The organism is Ilumatobacter sp., assembly GCF_030065885.1.
In the GTDB taxonomy this organism is placed as follows: domain Bacteria; phylum Actinomycetota; class Acidimicrobiia; order Acidimicrobiales; family Ilumatobacteraceae; genus Ilumatobacter.
The window spans coordinates 33,583-52,006 of sequence record NZ_JASJCS010000004.1 but is presented as its reverse complement, the minus strand read 5'-3'; the positions used below and the strand labels follow the sequence as shown (position 1 = coordinate 52,006).

General features: G+C 69.9%; 23 protein-coding genes. 9 read left to right on the top strand and 14 right to left on the bottom strand.

Going from position 1 to position 18,424, the window contains the following annotated elements; all coding sequences use genetic code 11:
- Positions 1 to 2: 2 nt before the first annotated feature.
- The 9 genes from fliE to QNJ12_RS01595 form a co-directional block, all read right to left on the bottom strand.
- Positions 3 to 302 (bottom strand): flagellar hook-basal body complex protein FliE, encoded by a 300-nt coding sequence (gene fliE, locus QNJ12_RS01635; protein WP_300618053.1) that lies wholly within the window; start codon positions 300 to 302, stop codon positions 3 to 5.
- A gap of 1 nt (position 303) precedes the next feature.
- Positions 304 to 711 (bottom strand): flagellar basal body rod C-terminal domain-containing protein, encoded by a 408-nt coding sequence (locus QNJ12_RS01630; protein ID WP_300618051.1) that lies wholly within the window; start codon positions 709 to 711, stop codon positions 304 to 306.
- A 19-nt stretch (positions 712 to 730) separates the two neighbouring features.
- A complete protein-coding gene (locus QNJ12_RS01625; RefSeq protein WP_300618049.1) occupies positions 731 to 1,087 on the bottom strand; it encodes a flagellar basal body protein in 357 nt (118 codons plus the stop codon).
- Between the two features lie 86 nt (positions 1,088 to 1,173).
- Positions 1,174 to 1,785, bottom strand: a complete 612-nt coding sequence (locus QNJ12_RS01620; protein ID WP_300618047.1) for a FliH/SctL family protein — start codon at positions 1,783 to 1,785, stop codon at positions 1,174 to 1,176.
- Positions 1,782 to 1,910, bottom strand: coding sequence for a hypothetical protein (locus QNJ12_RS01615; RefSeq protein ID WP_300618045.1), 129 nt, complete (start codon positions 1,908 to 1,910; stop codon positions 1,782 to 1,784). The genes QNJ12_RS01620 and QNJ12_RS01615 overlap by 4 nt, the downstream gene beginning before the upstream one ends.
- A 254-nt stretch (positions 1,911 to 2,164) precedes the next feature.
- Complete coding sequence (locus tag QNJ12_RS01610; protein WP_300618043.1) at positions 2,165 to 2,518, bottom strand: hypothetical protein; 354 nt, start codon at positions 2,516 to 2,518, stop codon at positions 2,165 to 2,167.
- 2 nt (positions 2,519 to 2,520) lie between these two features.
- On the bottom strand, positions 2,521 to 2,973 hold the full coding sequence (gene fliS / locus QNJ12_RS01605; RefSeq protein ID WP_300618041.1) for a flagellar export chaperone FliS: 453 nt from the start codon (positions 2,971 to 2,973) through the stop codon (positions 2,521 to 2,523).
- An 81-nt stretch (positions 2,974 to 3,054) separates the two neighbouring features.
- Positions 3,055 to 5,445, bottom strand: coding sequence for a flagellar filament capping protein FliD (gene fliD, locus QNJ12_RS01600; protein ID WP_300618039.1), 2,391 nt, complete (start codon positions 5,443 to 5,445; stop codon positions 3,055 to 3,057).
- 106 nt (positions 5,446 to 5,551) lie between these two features.
- Positions 5,552 to 6,688, bottom strand: a complete 1,137-nt coding sequence (locus QNJ12_RS01595) for a flagellin (protein ID WP_300618037.1) — start codon at positions 6,686 to 6,688, stop codon at positions 5,552 to 5,554.
- A 619-nt stretch (positions 6,689 to 7,307) separates the two neighbouring features.
- Here QNJ12_RS01595 and QNJ12_RS01590 point away from each other — a divergent pair.
- Both QNJ12_RS01590 and QNJ12_RS01585 read left to right on the top strand, forming a co-directional pair.
- Positions 7,308 to 8,222, top strand: a complete 915-nt coding sequence (locus QNJ12_RS01590) for a sigma-70 family RNA polymerase sigma factor (RefSeq protein ID WP_300618035.1) — start codon at positions 7,308 to 7,310, stop codon at positions 8,220 to 8,222.
- A 120-nt stretch (positions 8,223 to 8,342) separates the two neighbouring features.
- Positions 8,343 to 9,119, top strand: a complete 777-nt coding sequence (locus QNJ12_RS01585) for a M15 family metallopeptidase (protein WP_300618033.1) — start codon at positions 8,343 to 8,345, stop codon at positions 9,117 to 9,119.
- Positions 9,120 to 9,416: 297 nt separating this feature from the next.
- Here QNJ12_RS01585 and QNJ12_RS01580 read toward each other — a convergent pair whose 3' ends face one another.
- Together QNJ12_RS01580 and QNJ12_RS01575 are read right to left on the bottom strand one after the other, a co-directional pair.
- Positions 9,417 to 10,055, bottom strand: a complete 639-nt coding sequence (locus QNJ12_RS01580; RefSeq protein ID WP_300618031.1) for a hypothetical protein — start codon at positions 10,053 to 10,055, stop codon at positions 9,417 to 9,419.
- A 90-nt stretch (positions 10,056 to 10,145) separates the two neighbouring features.
- Positions 10,146 to 11,168, bottom strand: coding sequence for a hypothetical protein (locus QNJ12_RS01575; protein WP_300618029.1), 1,023 nt, complete (start codon positions 11,166 to 11,168; stop codon positions 10,146 to 10,148).
- A 187-nt stretch (positions 11,169 to 11,355) separates the two neighbouring features.
- Here QNJ12_RS01575 and QNJ12_RS01570 point away from each other — a divergent pair, with 187 nt between their 5' ends.
- A complete protein-coding gene (locus QNJ12_RS01570; protein WP_300618027.1) occupies positions 11,356 to 12,627 on the top strand; it encodes an EAL and HDOD domain-containing protein in 1,272 nt (423 codons plus the stop codon).
- Positions 12,628 to 12,719: 92 nt separating this feature from the next.
- On the opposite strand, the gene QNJ12_RS01565 is transcribed toward QNJ12_RS01570, so the two are convergent.
- The gene (locus QNJ12_RS01565; protein ID WP_300618025.1) at positions 12,720 to 13,061 is read right to left on the bottom strand and encodes a WhiB family transcriptional regulator; all 342 of its coding nucleotides are present in this window, start codon (positions 13,059 to 13,061) and stop codon (positions 12,720 to 12,722) included.
- Positions 13,062 to 13,309: 248 nt separating this feature from the next.
- Between QNJ12_RS01565 and fliN the strand changes: the two genes are divergently transcribed.
- The 6 genes from fliN to flhB are packed head-to-tail and all read left to right on the top strand — an operon-like array spanning position 13,310 to position 17,647.
- A complete protein-coding gene (gene fliN, locus QNJ12_RS01560) occupies positions 13,310 to 14,053 on the top strand; it encodes a flagellar motor switch protein FliN (protein WP_300618023.1) in 744 nt (247 codons plus the stop codon).
- A complete protein-coding gene (locus tag QNJ12_RS01555) occupies positions 14,050 to 14,505 on the top strand; it encodes a hypothetical protein (RefSeq protein WP_300618021.1) in 456 nt (151 codons plus the stop codon). The genes fliN and QNJ12_RS01555 overlap by 4 nt, the downstream gene beginning before the upstream one ends.
- Positions 14,498 to 15,430: a flagellar type III secretion system pore protein FliP gene (fliP, locus tag QNJ12_RS01550; protein WP_300618019.1), complete on the top strand. Its 933-nt coding sequence runs from the start codon at positions 14,498 to 14,500 to the stop codon at positions 15,428 to 15,430. The genes QNJ12_RS01555 and fliP overlap by 8 nt, the downstream gene beginning before the upstream one ends.
- Before the next feature lie 17 nt (positions 15,431 to 15,447).
- Complete coding sequence (locus tag QNJ12_RS01545; RefSeq protein ID WP_300618017.1) at positions 15,448 to 15,720, top strand: flagellar biosynthetic protein FliQ; 273 nt, start codon at positions 15,448 to 15,450, stop codon at positions 15,718 to 15,720.
- 9 nt (positions 15,721 to 15,729) lie between these two features.
- Positions 15,730 to 16,506 carry a flagellar biosynthetic protein FliR gene (locus QNJ12_RS01540; RefSeq protein ID WP_300618015.1) on the top strand — a complete coding sequence of 259 codons (777 nt, stop codon included), beginning with the start codon at positions 15,730 to 15,732 and terminating at the stop codon, positions 16,504 to 16,506.
- Position 16,507: 1 nt separating this feature from the next.
- Positions 16,508 to 17,647 (top strand): flagellar biosynthesis protein FlhB, encoded by a 1,140-nt coding sequence (gene flhB, locus QNJ12_RS01535; protein ID WP_300618013.1) that lies wholly within the window; start codon positions 16,508 to 16,510, stop codon positions 17,645 to 17,647.
- 20 nt (positions 17,648 to 17,667) lie between these two features.
- On the opposite strand, the gene csrA is transcribed toward flhB, so the two are convergent.
- Positions 17,668 to 17,925 (bottom strand): carbon storage regulator CsrA, encoded by a 258-nt coding sequence (gene csrA, locus QNJ12_RS01530; protein ID WP_300618011.1) that lies wholly within the window; start codon positions 17,923 to 17,925, stop codon positions 17,668 to 17,670.
- Positions 17,925 to 18,407 (bottom strand): flagellar assembly protein FliW, encoded by a 483-nt coding sequence (fliW, locus tag QNJ12_RS01525; RefSeq protein ID WP_300618009.1) that lies wholly within the window; start codon positions 18,405 to 18,407, stop codon positions 17,925 to 17,927. Before fliW ends, csrA begins: the two co-directional genes overlap by 1 nt.
- Between the last annotated feature and the right edge of the window lie 17 nt (positions 18,408 to 18,424).

Here is an 18,424-nt window from a genome sequence, read left to right as displayed (position 1 = left end):
GATCAGACCTGCATTCGCATGATGTCGTTGAACGCCTCGACGGCCCGGTTGCGCACCTCGACGGTGAGTTGGGTGAGCAGCTGGGCCTCGGTGGCGGCGATCGTGTAGTCGTGCACCGCCGTCAGGTCGCCGGTCGCCGCCTGGACGGCGAGGTCGTCGGCGGCGGAATGGGCGCTCGACACCGAGTCGAGCGCCTCGCCGATCATCTCGCCGAACGAACGATCGCTCGACGACGCGGCAGCGGGCGCGTTGACCTGCGGGAGGGGTGTGGGCGCAACGGGTGAGATCGGGGGAATGGTCACGTCACTGTCCGATCGAGATCGCGGCCTCGTAGGCCTCACGGGCCCGCTCGAAGGCGTTGATGTTGGCTTGGTAGCCGCGCTGGGCGAGCTGCATGTAGACCATCTGGTCGGCGAGATCGATGTCGGGTCGGCGCACCATGCCGTTGTCGTCGGCCAACGGGTGGTTCGGTTCGTACATGACACGACCGTTCGGGTCACCGAACGCAGAGCCCGCCACGCGCACACCGGCGCCATCGCCCGACGCATCCCGGGCCGGCGTGACCAGCACGAAGCGCTCCTTGAAGGCCTCCTGATCGGTCGAGGTCACGTTGTCGATGTTGGCGACGTTGTCGGCCACGGCGTCGAGCCACAGCTTGTAGGCGCCCATCCCGGATCTGGCGACACCGAGCGTCGCGAAGACTGCTGACACTGCTGTTCCTCCTCGTTCCTCAGCGTCCCGTGATCGCCGTGCGGAGTAGCTGGTACTTGGCGTTGAGTCCCTGGATCGCCAGCCGCTGTCGAAGGACGTTCTCGCTCGCTGCGAGGACCTCCATGTCGATGTTCACGTTGCTGCCGTTCAGCCGCGTCGGCGCCAGCGAGCGATCGACCGTCACACTGGATTGCGCCGGGTCGCCTGCCGCGATCGCAGCCCGCAGGCTGTCCTCGAAGCGGACCTCCTCGGCGAGGTAGCCAGGGGTCTCGAGGTTGGCGATGTTCGCGGCGATCGCCTGCTGCCGCCGGTCCAAGCCGTCCAGTGCGGCCCGCAGGGCCGAGCTGGCGAGATCTGAGATCGGACTGATCGTCACGGGCCGAACTGTTCGTGATCCGCAGGGGGCGCAAGGAGGTGTCCGGGACCGATTGGGAGGTGACGCGGCCGGCGCGGACGGCGCGCTCAGCGCAGCACGGCGGCGATTCGCTCGAGGGCGGCGCCGACACCGGCGTCGATCCGGCATTCGCCGATCTCGACGACGCAGTCACCCGGTTCGACGGCCGGGTCGCCGACGATCTCGACCTCGTCGGAGAACGGCGTCGTCTCGTCCTCGATGACCGACTGCGCCGCGGCGACGTCGTCGGCGTTCACCCGGACGCGCGCAACGCCGCGATCGGGCACGAGGCGGCTGGCACGCGCCATCGCGTCGACGACGGGCTCGTCCGTCACCGAGAGCTCGCGACCGACCACCTCGGTCGCGAGCGCGACTGCGAGTGCGACGACGTCGTCCTCGATCTCCGCCAGCGAGAGCGCGTCGCGCCTGGCCAAGTCACGCGCGGCGTCCTCCAGTGCGATCGCGGCGCGGACGAGGCGGTCCGTCGCTCGTCGATGCTGGTCCAGAACCGCCGACATCTCGGCCTCCGCGGCTCGCAGACCCTCGTCGTACCCGTCGTCGTAGCCGATGTCGCGGGGCCGAGCCGGCCGGGCCGGGCGCCGCTCGACCGATGTCGGCGCGAGCAACGGCGCCTCGAACGGTACGACCAGCTCGCGGCGATCGTTCTGGACCAGCGTCATCGCCTGATCCTCTCGGTGCGCTGCGCGTCGGCGTCGAGCCACGCCGAGATGACCTGGGCGAGGGTCGAGGGATCGGTGTCGAGGTAGTGCACGATCAGCTCTTCGGCGCGATGGACGTCGATCATCGGTTGCGGATCGTCCGACGGTCGCGTCGTCTGTCGACCAGCATCCGCGTGGGATCGCAGCGCCGCGGGGCGCCCGGTCACGATCCGCCGACGCGGAACCGCCGATCGGGAGACGCGGCGACGCCGAAGCCATCGCCAGCGGATCACCGGGAGGGACACGCTCATGAGGGCCATCGATGCGAGGAGCACGACGAGCCCGATCACGAGCAGGACGATCGGTGGATCCGTGAGCTGGCCGGGCAGGGTCGGCACGGTCACGCTCGCAGGTCGATCATCTTCGACCCCGTCGACGACCGCTGCGGTCGCGGGACGACGGGCCGGGCGATCGGCTTCGACGAGTCCGCCAGCTCGCGCGCCTGCGTGACGAGCGCGTCGTTGCGTTCGAGCAGACGGCGGATACGTGGCGCGACCGACGGCGGTGGCGCAGGCGCGTCGGTGGGGATCCTGAACGGTGCCGGCACACCGAGGGCGCCAGGGCCGGCACCGACGGCATCGAGGTATCGCGCCTGCAGGTCCAGCGTCACCTCCACGTCGTCGAGCAGGTCGGCCCACACACCGACGGCGTCGTCCCCGGCCGCCGCGTCGCGGATCTCGGTCTCGCCTCGCATGATCAGGCCTGGAACGAGAATCGGCCGGCCGGCTGGGGATCCGGGCCGGGAGGGGTGTCACGCGGTGCGTGCGCGGCCAGTGGCTGCTCGCTCGCCGCCACCCGGAACGCCTCCCCGAGCTCGCCGACGAGGTGTGCCGCTTCGCTCACCAGCGCCTCGCTCTTCGTGGCGTTCGCGACCGGGAGCAGCCTGAGGAGGTAGTCGTAGACGCTCAGCAGCGACGGGGCGTGCTCCCAGGACTCGAGGTCGAGCATGGTCGCGAGCTCGGTGATGATGTCCTGGGCGTGCCCGAGCGCAGCGTTGGCTTCGTAGTGGTCGGCGCGCTGGATCGCGTCGCCGGCGGCGACGAGGTCACGATCGAGACGGTCGAAGCACAGCACGACGATTCGGGCTCCCGAGGCGGTCTCGAGGTGATCGCTCGCGAAGCGCTTGCGAAGTGTGTCGGCTGTGTACATGTGGATGATCGTCCTCGCACTCGTGGGCCTGCCTGCGATCGTTCGGCGGTTGCCGGGTCCCGCCACCAGGTCGCGGCGTGGTCAGCTCGTCGCTCCGTAGCTGCTCGGCAACGTCGCCAGCTGTCCGGAGAGCCAGTCCCCCTGGGTCTGGAGTCCGCTCAGGAGCGTCTGCAGGTTCGACCACTGGCGACGCAGGTTGGTCTCCCTGACGAGCAGCCGGTCCTCGAGGCGCTCGATCTGCTCGTTGAACGACTCGACCCGGCGGTCCTCGGCATCCTTGGCCGTCTCGAGCGCACCCGTGTCCGAGTCGATCGTACGCGTCATGACCTCCTCGACTCGCGCCGCGATGCCCGCCCGGTACTCGACGTCGCCGATCGCTCCGACGACGCCGTCCACGACGTCGACCGCCAGGCCGGCGGCCGGCGACTCGGCGATCGTGCTGAGCGTCAGTCGCCGTCCGATACCCGTTGCGGCGACGCCGGCGATCGTGCCCTCGACATCGGTGCCGGCGAGCGGATCCCAGGTGCCGGTCCCGCCCACGTCGAGATTGAGCTCGAAGTCGCCCGAGGTCCCCCACGCCGACGCGCGCACCCGGAGCCCGGTGCCGTCGGTCTCGGCGACCAGCTCCAGTCCGGCGTCGGCGAGCGCGGCGTTGAGCTGATCGGCGACCGAGCCGGCGCTCTGGCCCGCCATCACGTCGACCGACACCGTCGTGTCGCCGACCCGGATGCCGACCGTCGTGTTGGTCACGACGCCGCCGTCGAACAGCAGCGCCGAGGTGGCGCGCGTCGCGGCGGTCGTCACGTCGACGGCGTAGGAGCCGCTCGTCGTCATCGCACCGGCGCCGGCGAACACCGCGTCGCCGGTGGTGGTGCCGCCGCGCCCGAACAAACGGGCGACCGCGTCGGGGTCGTCCTCGATCGCCGCCGTGAAGGCAGCGCGGTCGAAGCTGAACGACCCGTCACGCTCGAGCCGGATGCCCACGCTGGACGGCAGCGACGTCGCGAGCCCGTCGACCTGTGCGCCGAGCGCCGTGCGCAGCTCATCGGTCAGTCGTCGAACGGTCGAGTTGCCGACGAGCGCGCCGCTCGACCCCGTGGCGACGTCGTAGCGCGTCTGGACCTTGATCTCCCCGAGCGAAGCGTTGACGGCGGAGACCAGGTTCGAGATCCGATCGGCGATCGCATCGTCGTCACGGGTGACGCCGACCGTCACCGGATCCGGCGACGTCGCGGTCACCGTCAGCGTGACGCCGCTCATCACGTCGGTGAACGTGTTGCCCGCCGATTCGACCTGGTACGCACCGGGGCCTTCACCGATGGTGATCACGGCGTTGCGGGCCGCAGACGACTCGATCATCCCGCCGATGCCGTCGAACACGCCGGCCGGGAGCACGATCTCGCCGTCCTCGCCCGTCGAGCGAGCGGTCAGCTGGAGTCGCCACGCGTGGTCGTCGACGCGGACGGCGGCCGCGCTGACGTTCGCGTCCGAGTCGTTGATCGCGGCGACGACGTCGCGCATGCTGCCGTCCCCGGTGTCGACGATGCTGACGTCGCGGCTTCCCGTGCGGAGCCCGTCGGTGACCGTGAGGTCGAGGCTGCCGGCGGCAGCGGCGACCGTGACCGCCTGACCGGGGTCGATCGAGGTCAGGGTCGTGGTCGTCCCGTCGACGTCGACGATCGCGTCGACACCGGTGTTGGCGGCGACGTCGACCGCGAGCCCGAGTGTGGTTCGGGCGTCGCCGCCCGTGACCTGGACGTTCGCGTCCGAACCCTCCCGGGTCGTCGACAGGACGAGCTCGGCCGAACCGCCGAGCGAGGCGGTGATCCCACCGCCGGACGCGTCGAGGGCGTCCTGCACGGCCGAGACGAGGCCAGCCTCGTCGTACGTGCCGAGGGCGATGTCGATGGTGCGCGCCACCCCGTTGACCGTGACGTCGAGCGCGCGGTTGCTGCTCGTGATCGTGGTCGACGCGGCGAGCGAGGACGTGCCGGTGGAAGCGGCAGCTGCCGACCCCTGGGTGACGGAGATCGAGACCTCGCCGGCACCGACGCCGGCCACGCCGGCGATGCCGGAGATCCCGAGCGAGGCGAGATCGGAACCGAGCACGAGGACGTCCTCGGCGGTGATCGCGACGGAGTCCGACACGACGGTGCCGACGGATCGAAGCCCGTGGGCCTGTGCGAGCTGGCCGACGGTGAAGGTCAGCGAGGACGGGATGGCGGTGGCGCCGGCACTGGCCGACACCACGTCGGGCAGCGAGACGCTCGTCTGGTGGGTGGCGAAGCTGGCGACCTCGGCGAGCTTGCCGGCGGCGATGCGCACGGCATCGAACGACGTCCGGATCTTGGCGATCGCGTCGGCGGCAACCCTGGCATCGTCTCGACGCGCTTCGAGCGCGACGAGCGGGCGCTGCTCGATCTGCATCAACTGGCTGACGATGAAGTCGGCGTCGATGCCGGCGATCTCCATGACTGCTCCGTCCTCTCTCGGTGTCGTTCCTGCGCTGCTCTCCGGAACGTGTCCGGGGGCCCAGCCGCTCGGCCGGGCCCCCGATCACGTCATCTGGGGAGTGATCTCACCGCAGCAGTGACAGCACCGACTGCGGCACTGCGTTGGCCTGGGCCAGCATGGCGGTGCTCGCCTGGGACAGGATCTGGCCCTTGGTGAAGTTGGTCATCTCGACGGCCATGTCCGTGTCACGGATCCGGCTCTCCGAGGCGACCAGGTTCTCGGTCGTCACCTGCAGGTTGGCGATCATCGACTCGAAGCGGTTCTGCAACGCACCGAGCTCGCCACGCTGAGCGGAGACGAAGTCGATCGCGTTGTCGACGGCGGTGATCGCACCCGAGGCATCGGTGGTGACGTCGATGGCGTCCACGCCGAGCGTGGTGGTGTCCATCGCGCTGATCGCGACCTCGACCGTGTCGCCGGCGTTGGCGCCGACCTGGAACTGGCCGCCCGTACCCGTCGCCGCAGCGACCGAGCCGCTGGCGACGGCGTGACCGCCACCGCTGACGACTGCGAGCGCCGAGGAGCCCGAGTTCTCGAAGGTCACCGCGACGCCGGCGCCGACCGACTCGTAGGAGACGCTGAAGGAATCGGCTTCGGCCTGCTTGCCGGCCCCGACGAGCGCAGCCTTGACCGCCGACTCGACGGTTGCGGCGTACTCCGCACCGGTGTAGCTGCCATCGGCAACCGTGACGGTCTCGCCGTCCACCGTGAGCGAACCACTCGACAGGGTGATCGTGCCATCGGCATCGAAGCCCGTCAGCGACCCGGCGGTCTTGCCGTAGCCACCGTCGAAGAGCTTCGTCCCGGCGAACTCCGTCTTGCCGGCGATGCGGGTGAGCTCGTCCTGCAGGGCCGTGATCTCCGCCTGGGCTGCGTCGAGGGCCGTCGAACCGTTGGTGCCGGTGTTCGCGGCCTGGACCGACAGGTCCCGCATGCGGCCGAGGATGTTGTGCACCTCGTTGAGGGCACCCTCAGCGGTCTGGACGACCGAGATGCCGTCCTGTGCGTTGCGGGTCGCCTGACGCAGACCACCGATCTGAGCGCGCAGGTTCTGGCTGATGACGAGGCCGGACGCATCGTCGGCGGCGCGATTGATCCGGAAGCCTGACGAGAGCTTCTCGAGCGACTTGCCGAGCATCACGTTGTTGGTCGACAGGTTGCGGTAGGCGTTGATCGCCATCGTGTTCTGGTTGATACGCATGTCCTTACCTCCGTGTAAGGGTGATTCGTTGCTTGGACAGGCCCAATCCGTTGGACCTCACCCCGAGGGGCGGAAGAGACCGTTCGGGACCACCCGCCGCGTGCAAGGAGGGTGACAAGAATTTCCGGACGCAGGCGGCAACGCCTGCAGCGCATCGCGCCGCGGCGCGCGATCGAGCGCCGCTCACCGGCTGATCACGGCGCCGCTGCGAGCGGCCCCGGGAACGGGCGGCCCCGGCGTCTGCGGTTGCCCCTCGCATCCCGCCCGTCGAGCAGCAGTTGCCGGCCGCCACCGCTCGATCGCGCGGCATCGGGGTCTCGAGGTCCGACGCCGTCAGATCTGGCGTGTCACCGAGTTGTGTATCGTCGGTCGCAATTATTGAGAGATCACGAGATCGGCACCAAGAATTAATTAGAATCGATCGAAACACATCAATCCGTGAAGTGTCGTGAACGTCGAGCGAGACATGTCAACGTGATAACGCACGTTTCGTGATTCTTTGACGAAGTTGACCGAAGTTGAACTACAGGTGATGCGCCGGGCCCCCGATACGAACCTCGTCTGACGCGACCACAGCCGCCGAGGAATCCACGCCGCAGATCGAAGGAGGCATCAGGCCATGACGGTTCTCCCGCAACAACACGCAGACTCGTACCGGGACGGCAACACGGCGCTCTTCGAGCGACGCACCGAGCTGATGGCCGAGCTCCGACGATGCGACGAGGGGGACGGTGAGCCGAGCGCGGCCACGCGACGTCGGGTCCGTCGGCTCCGGCGCGCGCTGGACGACCTGAACGCCCACATCGTCACGTACAACATCGGCCTCGTCCGCTCGTACACGCGACGCTTCAAGGGGATGGCCTCCGCGGAGGACCGCGAGGAGTACGAGGCGGCCGGCGTGCTCGGCCTCATGCGGGCGGTCGACAGCTACGACCCCGACTCCGGCGCGTTCGGTCAATGGGCGTTCAAGCCGATCCAGCGCGAGGTGCTGCGAGCGGTGCGAGACGTCGACCACCCCAATCTCAACATCGGCGACTTCGAGAAGCGGCCGGCGATCCTCCGGGCCTACCGCCACCTGCAGGGCGTCGACGAGGCCTACACGCCGTCCGATGCCGAGGTGGCCGCCGCCGCCGGCGTCACCGTCGCACAGGTCCGCCGCGTCCTGGCGCCGCCGCGGGTCGACTCGATCAACCAGAGCATCGGCGACGACAACGACACGCCGCTCGCCGAGACGATCGAGTCCGGCGAGCCGGCCGCTGACTCCCAGGTCATCTCCAAGCAGACACTGACCGCACTGAAGACGGTCGGCCTGCGCGCCCTCGATGCTCGCGAGCTCTACGTGATCGTCCGGCGCTTCGGGCTCGATGGCGAGCCGATCGAGAAGCTCGCCGACATCGGTGAGAGCCTCGCACTGTCGCGGGAGGCCGTGCGCCAGATCGAGGCCAAGGCGCTGGCCAAGCTCCAGCACCCACTCGTGCTCAGGAAGCTCAACGGACCGTGCGACCGCGGCTCGACGAGCACCGTCTCCGCCTGAGGGTCATGCCGGCGGACGCCGCCCGAGCGAATCCCCGGTGATGACCGCCGATCTTCCACGCATCCTCGGACGCTGCGTCAGCCACCTGACAGGTCGGGCCGACGCCGGACGATCCTCGCGATGAGCTCGATCTCCTCGCTCTCCTCGATCCGAGCGCGCATCGACTCGATCGAGTCGCGCTTCACCCCCGAGCGGGTCGACCAGCAGGTCGCGCTGGACACGGCCGAGTTCGATCCGTTCGGCGAGCACTACGAGCGGGCGGTCGCCGCGACCCGACCTGCGGCGCCGAGGGTGCAGCAGCACGCCGAGGGCACCGCACCCGTCGCGTTCCGCGAGACGTCCATGCTCCCGCTGCGCGAGTCGGTCGCGACATCGTCGGCGACCGGTTCGCTGCAGGCCTCGGGCGGACTGTCGATCGACACGATCCTCGCAGCGGTGGCGGGTCGCGCCGGTGTTGCCGGCCCCCGCCAGATCGGCGGCTACGGACCGATGCCGGTACCCGAGGACCTCGCAGCATTCGGCAACGGCCGGATTCCCAAGGATGCGCTCTCGCCGCTCGCGGCGCAGCCCAACCATCGGCTTACGGCACCCGCCGCCGCAGCCTGGGACGCGGTCGTGCGAGCTGCCGCCGCCGATGGCTTCGAGCTCACGATCACGGACTCCTACCGGTCCTACCCCCAGCAGGTCGATCTGGCCGAGCGGAAGGGCCTCTACGCCGAGGGCGGGCTGGCGGCCCGACCGGGGACGTCGAACCACGGCTGGGGGCTCGCAGTCGATGCCGACGTCCGCGACCCGGCGCTGCTCGAGTGGCTGAAGACGAACGGCCCGCGCTTCGGATGGGTCGAGGCCGTGCCCCGTGAACCGTGGCACTGGGAGTTCCGTCCCGCACAGGTCTGAGTCGCACGGGTCGGGCGCGAGCGAGTGGCGTCGGCCGTCGGCGTCAGCCACCGGTGCGACCGATCGTCGACGTCACCGACGCCGGATGCGGTGCAAGCCCTGCGCCTCGTCTCGCACCGACGGCGGGCAGCGTCGTCCCTGGGCGAGACGGCATGGCGGGTGACGCGTCGGGCGACGCGTCGGTCGGCGAGCGGTCGGCCCCGCCATCATTGCGGTCGCAGCGACGACGGCCCCGGCCGTCGGCCGCTCACCGATCGGGTCGTGTCGTCGGCCCACGGCGCGACCCCGCCGGCGCCGTCATTCCCCGGCCGAGCGACGAGGGAGCTCCGCGAGCACCATGGAGGTGACAGCGCGCGTGGGGCTCCCATGGCGGCGACGGCGGACGGTGTCGCGCCGGTCGGTGGCCACCGGCCGCCGCTGACATCGGCTCACCGGGATCCGGCAGCGGACGGCGCCGGCCGTCCGGCACACGCCGCTGCGGGACACCGGTCGGGGGTGGATCGAATCGGCGAGTGCGGCATGGAGCTCATCGATCGGAACGCCGAGCAGGCGGGTCAGCTCGATGCTCCAACCGGCGATCAGCGCGACCACGGCGGTCTGCAGCTCGTCGGACGAGAAGCCGGCCCGGACCCGATCGACGGCAACGGCGATCGCCAGCTCGTCCCCGGTCACGAGCGCCTCGACGATCAAGCCGACGGCGCCGATGGCCGATGCCGGCGACACCTCGAACAAGCCGGCGCGGGCGACCGAGCCGAGCGCGATCGCCCGTCGCTCGTCCGCACTGAGTGCGTACACGCCCGCCAGGCTCGCCTGGCGCCGCACGATCTCACCGGCGAGCACGAGCGTCTCGTCCAGCCCGTCGTCGCCCGGGGTGAGCGGGTGCTCGGACCAGGGGCCTTCGACAAGCCTCGACGCGGCGTCGAGGAGGGCGGTCACGGCTCGGTGGTGTCTGCGTCGTTCCATCGTCACCCACACGACCGTCCGTGGGTTCCCGGCTCATGCAAGCCTTCTTGACGGGTTCTTGACTCAAGTCGTGTCGGCGGCGTGCCCGAGCGCCCGACGCGTGGTCACCAGGATGTCGAGACCGAGCGCGCTCGCATAGGCGCTGCACTCGGCGAGACCGTCGAACGTCCGCGCCCACACGACGACCTCGGGGATCCTCCGCACGCGCCAGCGTGCCGCACCGGGGATCAACCACCCGAGCACTCGGGCGGACTCGACGTCGAGGCGCAGCGTCTCGGTCCGCCCACGAAGCGTCGCTTCGTCTGCGGTCAATTCGTACTCCTCGACGCCCTCGACGGTGTGCTCCGTGCCGATCAGCCGGGTTGCGGACAGGCCCGTCGAGGGGACCATCGTCAGGCGCAGCGAGCGGTCGGCGGCCAGCAGCTCGGGACCCAGCGCACCCGACCACGTTCGAGCGAGACCGACCGCCTCCCGATCGGGCGTGGCGTCGACGAAGCCGTACCCGTGGTGACCACGCTCGCGCACCGCCTCGCGCACCGCCTCCATGCTGCGCGGCAGATCGCGCTGGTCGGACGGCCCGATCAGGCACCTGCCGGAGGGGATGTCGAGTTGCAGCAACGGGACGTCGAGGTCGACCGACGTGGCGTAGAGCCCCTCGAGGCTGGACAGCGGATCGAGCGTCCAGGTCCGTTCCCACTCCGCACGCCACCGGCTGAACGCGAGCGGGATGTGCGGCTCGGCGAAGCCCAGCGCATCCTCGGTCAGATACCAGTCGGGCTCGCCGATCGCGTCGACGACGGGTGCCACGAACGGGACGAGGTCGGCGGGTGGGTGGGCCGGTGGATCGGCGTGCCGGACGACCGCGAGCACCTCGGCCGACGGGACGACGATCTGCTGGTCTGCCTCCAGGCGGTCCGGCGGGGCTGCTCCGGGTCGATCGGCGGTGTGATCGTCGGGGCCGGCGTCGGACGGGCCGGGGTCGCGCTCACCGCGGTGGCTGCCCTCGGATTCGTCGAGATCGGCGTCAGCGCCCAGGGCGGTGTCGACGGCGCGCTTGCGCGGGACGATGTGTTCGTCGTCGTTCATCGAGATCACCTCCTCGTGCTGCGCCAGCGGCCCTCAGGCGGCCACCGCACCTCGTTGCATAACACCTGTTGTAGCCGGACGGTCGTCGGAGACGGGTCATTCCAGCGTGATCCGAGCCAAACACACGTGGGCGGGAGTGGACGAGCGCAAGCGTCGTTCCGCCGGTCCAGCAGGACAGGAGACGGGCATGACCGCTGACATCTTCATCGCCAGGCAGCCGATCCTCGACGTCGACCAGCGCACGTTCGGCTACGAGCTGCTGTACCGCTCGGGCCCCGACGAGGTGGCGTTCTTCGAGGACCCGGACGAGGCGACGCAAGCGGTGATCGAGCGCGCCTACCTGCACTGGGGCATGGAGCGCCTGATCGGCGACCGCTTCGGCATGATCAACGCCAGCGCTCGGCTGCTGCGGTCCGGCGTGTACCGAGCCCTGCCGCCGGAGGGCATCATCATCGAATTGCGAGAGGACGAGCCGTTCGACGACGAGACGCTCGACGCACTGCTTCGCGCCCGCCGTGACGGGTACCACATCGGGCTCGACAACGTCGGCGGCATCGCCGACCTCGAACGATCGACCGCCCTCGCCCACGCCAGCATGGTGAAGGTGGACCTCCGCTACGCCGACGAGGCCGAGCTCCCGCAGATGGTCGACTTCGCCCGGCGGCGGGTCAGCGGCGTCATGATGACGGCCGAGAAGGTCCAGACCGTCGATCAGTACCGGCTGTGCGTCGGAGCCGGCTTCGACCTCTTCCAGGGTCACTTCTTCGCCAAGCCCGACGTCCTCAAGCGGTCGGCGCGACCGGCGAACGCCGCCGCCGTGGTCGCGCTGCTCAGCGAGATCCAGCGCCACGACATCGACATCGACCGCATCGAGGCGCTCGTCGGGAGCGACGCGACGCTCGCCTACCGGTTGCTCTCGGTCGTCAACTCGAGTGCGTTCGGCCTCGATCGCCGCGTCGACTCGCTGCGCCACGCGATCGTGCTGCTCGGCGTGAACCAGGTCCGCCAGATGGCGATGCTGCTCGCGCTCTCCGCCACGAACAACAGCAGCGAGGAGCTGTTGGTGCTCGGAGCGACCAGGGCCAAGCTGCTCTCCAAGCTCGTCGCCGACTCGGAGCTGGCCAGCAGTGCGTTCACGGTCGGCGTGCTGTCGGTGACCGATGCGCTCTACAACACACCGATGACGCGCCTCATCGCCGATCTGCCGGTGACGGACCAGATCGAAGCGGCGCTGGTGGCCGGCGAGGGCGAGCTCGGTCGGCTCCTGTCGGTGGCCAAGGCGTGCGAGGAGGCGGACGGCGACCGCATCAGCAGCCTGCTGCCCGGCAAGCTCGAGGACACCCGCGTTGCGTACGGCGAGGCGGCCCACTGGGCCAACGCGCTCCGCAACCAGATCGCCGATCGACCGAGCCGACACCTGCTGCCGAGCCGACCGAGGGAGGCGCTCGCCCGGACCTGAGGGAAGCATCGACGGGATCGCCGGGGCGTTCGACGGATCCGCCCGGACCCGGAGGGTCGAGTGCCGCCGGCCCCGATCGGCCGGCGAGCCGCTCAAGCGGTCGAGCCGGGCTCGTCCTCGATCACGGCCATCGCGGCGTCGAGATCGAGCGTCCGCCGCTTGACCGGCGAGACACCCCCGAAGTAGCCGCCCGCGATCTCGTTGGCGTAGGCGTGTTGCAGGCAGTCGCGGCGCACCTCGCAGAAACGGCAGATCGCCATCGCCTCGCTGGACAGTGTGCGGCCGGCGTCGACGAAGAAGAGGTCGAGCCGCTCGAGCCCGATGTCTCCGCACGATGCGCTGGACACCCAGCTGCGGTCCGGCGAGTTCTCGATCAGTGCTGACAGGTCGTCGGTGTTCATGTCCTTTGCCACCTCCCGGTTGTGCTCGAGCATCGACCGTCCGTCGTCGGGCCGATCTGTCAAGTGGTATTTCGGCCCGAGCAGTCGTGAGGGTGACGCACGCGTCGGCGCTCGCACGCCGGAGTTGGCGCCCGTGACCGCAGGCCGGGTCGGGTACCTACCTGACAGCTCGCACGAGCGACGAACGGTCGACGGCGTCAACACGCCCCGAAGGGGTACCGACGCGACCGGGTCGTCAGCGACGACGTCGGGAACCGTCGGGCAGATTCCAGGAGTCCACCGTGAGTGCAGACGCAACGACCCTTCTCCCGATCGACAGCGTGATCGAGGGAGCCGCCGTACTCGCCGGCGCGCTCGGCCTCGGTGACCAGGCACTGCCGATCGACGACTGGCCCGTCGACGACGGCGACCAGGTCATCGCCGCGACCGTGGTCGCCGCCTCGCCGTTCCGAGTCTTCCTCGCAGCAGCCGACCCGAGCGGCCTGCTCGCCGACTCGGAGCGCTTGGCGCAGGTGCTCGCCACCGCGGCACAGACGATGCTGGGAGACACCGGCGAGATCGCCGTTCGCGACATCGCCACCACGGTCGCGCGACCCTCCGTCTTCGTCGGCCTGTTCGCCGACGACGTGTTCAACGCTGCGTTCGGCGTCGCATCGCTCGAGACCGGCGACCACCTCGCCGACGTCGACGACATCGACTCGCTCACCGCTCCGGGCCGTGCCGCGGTCTACGAGCCCGTCGCCCTGCAGGGACGCGACGACGCCCGAGCGTTCGCGCCCGGCCCGCTCGAACTGCTCAACGACGTCGACATGGAGGTCACCGCCGAGCTCGGCCGGACCACGATGCCGATCCGCGAGCTGCTCGCGCTGCAGCCGGGGACGGTCGTCGAGATCGATCGCGCAGCGGGCGCGCCGATCGACGTCCTCGTGAACGGCCGACGCATCGCAAGCGGTGAGGTCGTCGTCATCGACGAGGAGTTCGGCATCCGGATCACCGAGATCGTTGCGGGAGAGGGCGCGGGATGATGGCCGATGCCGGTGTCGCCCAGCTGCTCGTGCGCATGGTCGTCTCGCTGGGGATCGTGCTCACCATCGTCGCGATCGCGTACGGGTTCGCACGGCGCCGAGCCACGGGCGGGCCGGGCACGCGCGGTGCGCGTCGCCACCGACTGACGCGTGCGTCGCGCCGGTCGAGCGCCCCGGCCGTCGAGGTCGTCGGTCGTATCGGTCTGACCCGCGGATCAGCCGTCATCGCGCTGCGCTTCGGCAATCGGATCGTCCTCGTGAGCGCGAACGATCAGGCCCCGGCCACCGTCCTCGCTGAGATGCCGGCCGAGGAGTGGGACGAACAGGACACCGTTCGCGAGCCGCTCCCGGTGCCCGAGGACCCGCCGCCCACGCACTCGCTGTTCTCTCGCGCCGCCACGCGGCCCGGCTTCCTCGAGGCGCTGCGCGAAGCGACGGCGCGTCATGCCTGACACCTCCCCCGACGCCGGCTCGGCTCGCCCGACGGCGCAACGGAAGCGGTGGCGATGGTTGGGCGTCGGTGTGATCATCGCCATCGGCGTCATGGTCCCGACACAGGCGTCGGCGGCGCCCACGCCGCCGCCGGCCGAGCCGCTCCCGACGATCCCGGAGATCCCCGACATCGAGCCGATCGACGTGCCGGAGGTCGACCCGACGACGCCGCCCGCCCGACCCGCCGATCCGATCGTGACCGACGACTCCGGCGGCTCGTCGGCCACCATCGGGCTGGAGGTCCCCGACGTCGAGGGCAATCCCTCCAACGCCGTCGTGATCATCCTCCTGCTCTCGGTGCTCTCGATCGCGCCCAGCCTGCTGGTGCTGATGACGTCGTTCACGCGGATCGTGATCGTGATGTCGCTCACGCGGAACGCGCTCGGCATCCCGCAACTCCCGCCCCAGCAGGTGATCGTCGGGCTCAGCCTGTTCCTGACGATCTTCGTGATGGGCCCCACGCTCTCGGAGATGAACGACGTCGCGCTGCAGCCCCTGATGGCCGATGAGATCGGCGTCAGCGACGCCCTCGACCGCGCCTCGGGTCCGCTCCGCGAGTTCATGCTCGACTACACCCGCGAGCCCGAGCTCGAGCTGTTCCTCGACGCGTCGGGCACCGAGACGCCGATCACCCGGGACGAGGTGCCGCTGAGCGCGCTCGTCCCCGCGTTCGTGCTGTCAGAGCTGAAGTCGGCGTTCATCCTCGGCTTCATCATCTTCGTCCCGTTCCTCGTCATCGACCTCGTCGTCTCGGCCGTGCTGACCTCGCTCGGGATGATGATGCTCCCCCCGACGTTCGTGTCATTGCCCTTGAAGCTGCTCCTGTTCGTCCTGCTGGACGGCTGGATGCTCGTGACCGGCACCCTGCTCGAGTCGTACCGCTAGCCAGATCGGAGCCCACCATGACCTCGCAAGACGCCATCGACATCGGCACGGACGCACTCGTGCTGGCGGCCAAGATCGCCGGGCCGTTCCTGCTCGTCGTGCTCGGGATCGGCCTGATCGTCGGGTTGCTGCAGTCGGTCACGCAGGTGCAGGAGCAGACCCTGGCGTTCGTGCCCAAGCTGATCGGGGCCTCGCTCGTGATCGCCATCTCCGGCGCCTGGATGCTGGAGGAGCTCGTCTCGTTCGGGCACACGCTGATGGAGCGTGCGCCGCAACTCATCAACGGATGACGGCCGGCCGTGGAGCTCGAGATCGCGACGTCGACCCTGATCGGGTTCTGCTTCGCGCTCGTTCGCACCACGGCATGGATCGTGATCTGCCCACCGTTCAACTCGCCGGCCGTGCCGGTCCGCGTCCGCGTCGGCCTCGCGACGGCCATCTCGTTCGTGCTCGCCGGCCGCGTCGGCTCGGTCGCGATGGCAGGCGAGGCCGACCCGCTCGCCATCGGGCCGTTCGTCGTCGCGCTCGTGATGCAGGCCCTGGCAGGCATCGCGCTCGGCTTCGCCGTCTACATCCTGTTCACCGCGCTCCAGGCCGCCGGTGACCTGATCGACCTCCAGGTGGGCTTCTCGCTCGGCGCGGTGCTCGATCCGATCTCCGGTGCGAGCTCGGCGCCGATCGGCCGGTTCCATCAGCTGCTCGGATTGATCGTCGTGTTCGCGATCGACGGCCACGTGCTCGTCGTCCGCGGCTACCTGCGTTCCGTCGAGGCGGTCCCGACCGGACGGATCGACATCGGCCGACTGGCGGAGGAGCTGGCCGGCCTGGGCACCGTCTTCTTCACGTCGGCCGTCGAGATCGCACTGCCGGTCCTGGCCGCCCTCTTCTGTACGGAGATCGCGCTCGGCCTGCTCGGCAAGGCGGCACCGCAGCTGAACATCCTGATGCTCGGGTTCGCGGCCAAGACGTTCGTGGCGATCATCCTGCTCGGCCTCACCCTCGCGCTGCTGCCCGCCTCGACCGAGTCGCTGCTGGTGCGGTCGGTCACGAGCATCGGGCGCGCGTTCGGGGGGTGACATGAGCCGCTCCGACAAGACCGAGCAGCCCACAGCCAAGAAGCGCCGGGATGCACGCCGCAAGGGGCAGATCGCCAAGTCACAGGAGCTGATCGGGTGGATCGGACTCCTCGTCGGCTCCTACTTGCTGCCCTGGATGATCGGGCGGCTCGCCACGGCGTCGGGCGAGTCGTTCCGCGAGCTCCGCGACGTCGCGGCCGAGCCGAACCCGGACCTCGCCGTCACCGTGCTCGGCGAGGCCCTCCGACGGGGCTTCCTGGCCGCGCTGCCGTTGATCGCCGTCGTCGCCGCCACCAGCATCCTCGTCTCGCTCGCCCAGACCGGCCTCGTGCTCACCTGGAAGCCGATCGTCCCCGATCCGAAGCGCATCAACCCGCTCCAGGGCTTCAAGCGCCTGTTCTCCAAGCGGTCCTTGTGGGAGACGGTCAAGCAGGTCGCCAAGATCTCGGTCGTCCTGCTCATCACGTGGCCGCAGCTGATGGGCATCGTCGAGCTGCTCGTGGGCCGGGGCCGACTCCCCTTGCAGACCGGTGTGCCCGCGGTCGGCGACGAGGTCGTCGGACTCGTCCGGACCATCACGTGGACGATGGTGATCCTCGCCCTCGCCGACTACGGCTACCAGCGCTACCAACACGCGCAGGACCTGAAGATGACGAAGCAGGAGGTCAAGGACGAGCACAAGAACACCGAGGGCGATGCGATGGTCAAGGGCCGCATCCGTGCGCTGCAACGCAGCATGGCCCGGAACCGCATGATCTCCGACATGGGCAACGCCGACGTCGTCATCACCAACCCGACGCACATCGCCGTGGCCCTCCGGTACGACGCCGAACGAGGCGGCGCACCGCGCGTCCTCGCCGTCGGGGCCGGCGCCGTCGCCGGGAAGATCCGCCAGCGGGCGCGCGAGTCGAAGATCCCGATCGTGGAGGCCAAGCCGCTCGCACGTGCGCTCTGGCGGGCGTGCGACGTCGGTGACGAGATCCCCGCTGCGCTCTACGAAGCCGTCGCCAAGGTGCTCGCCTTCGTGCATCGCCTCGATCGGCGCTTCGCCTGGGTGCGGACGTACGAGCTCCCGGGGGAGCTCCAGGTGTCCGATGCGACGCTGCAGGCGGTTCCCCGCAAGCGCCGACAACGCCGGTGAGCGGCCGGCCGGACGCGACGTCAGCGCTGGCGTGCGCCCCGGGGCAGCGCAGCAGCCGAGACCGGGGCGGCCGGCGAGGGCGACAGCGACGCGTCGGTGGCGAGCGCCGCCTCGTTCTCGCGGGCGATCTCGGCGTAGACCTCGTATCGGTGGACCGACACCTGCCGCGGCGCATCGATGCCGATCCGCACGGAGTCGCGGCCGGATTCGACGATCGTCACGACGATGTCGTCGCCGATCACGATCTTCTCACCGGCCCGACGGGTCAGGATCAGCATCAGTCGCCCTCGATCTCGCTTGCCGCGGGCAGCGATCGTGCCAGCGGCGCCCGGACCGGCCACGTCTGGTCCTGCAGGATCACCTGCCGACCACGGCGCAATGCGGTGTCGATGACGATCGGCGCGAGCAGGTTCGACGTCAACTGGATGCCGCCCTCCTCGCGGCGCACGGTCACGACCACGAGCACGCACAGATCGTCGGCGTCGGAGACGTCGTCGCCCTCGTCGGCCTCGAGCTCGACGTCGTAGTCCGGGTACGCGGCCCACGGCACGATCGTCATGAACGCCAGATCCGGATCGGTGACGTCCTGCAACCAGAACAGCGTGTGATGCCCCTCACCGGGTTCGCCGCCCGGCATCTCACCACCTCCGAGCACGGCCATCCGGCGCCGACCGGGGAAACCGGGCACGCCGTCATCGAACGTGACCAATTCGTCCTCGGGGACCTCCACGGTTCCGAAACGACTCGTCTCGATCTGCATCACCAGCTCTTCCTCTC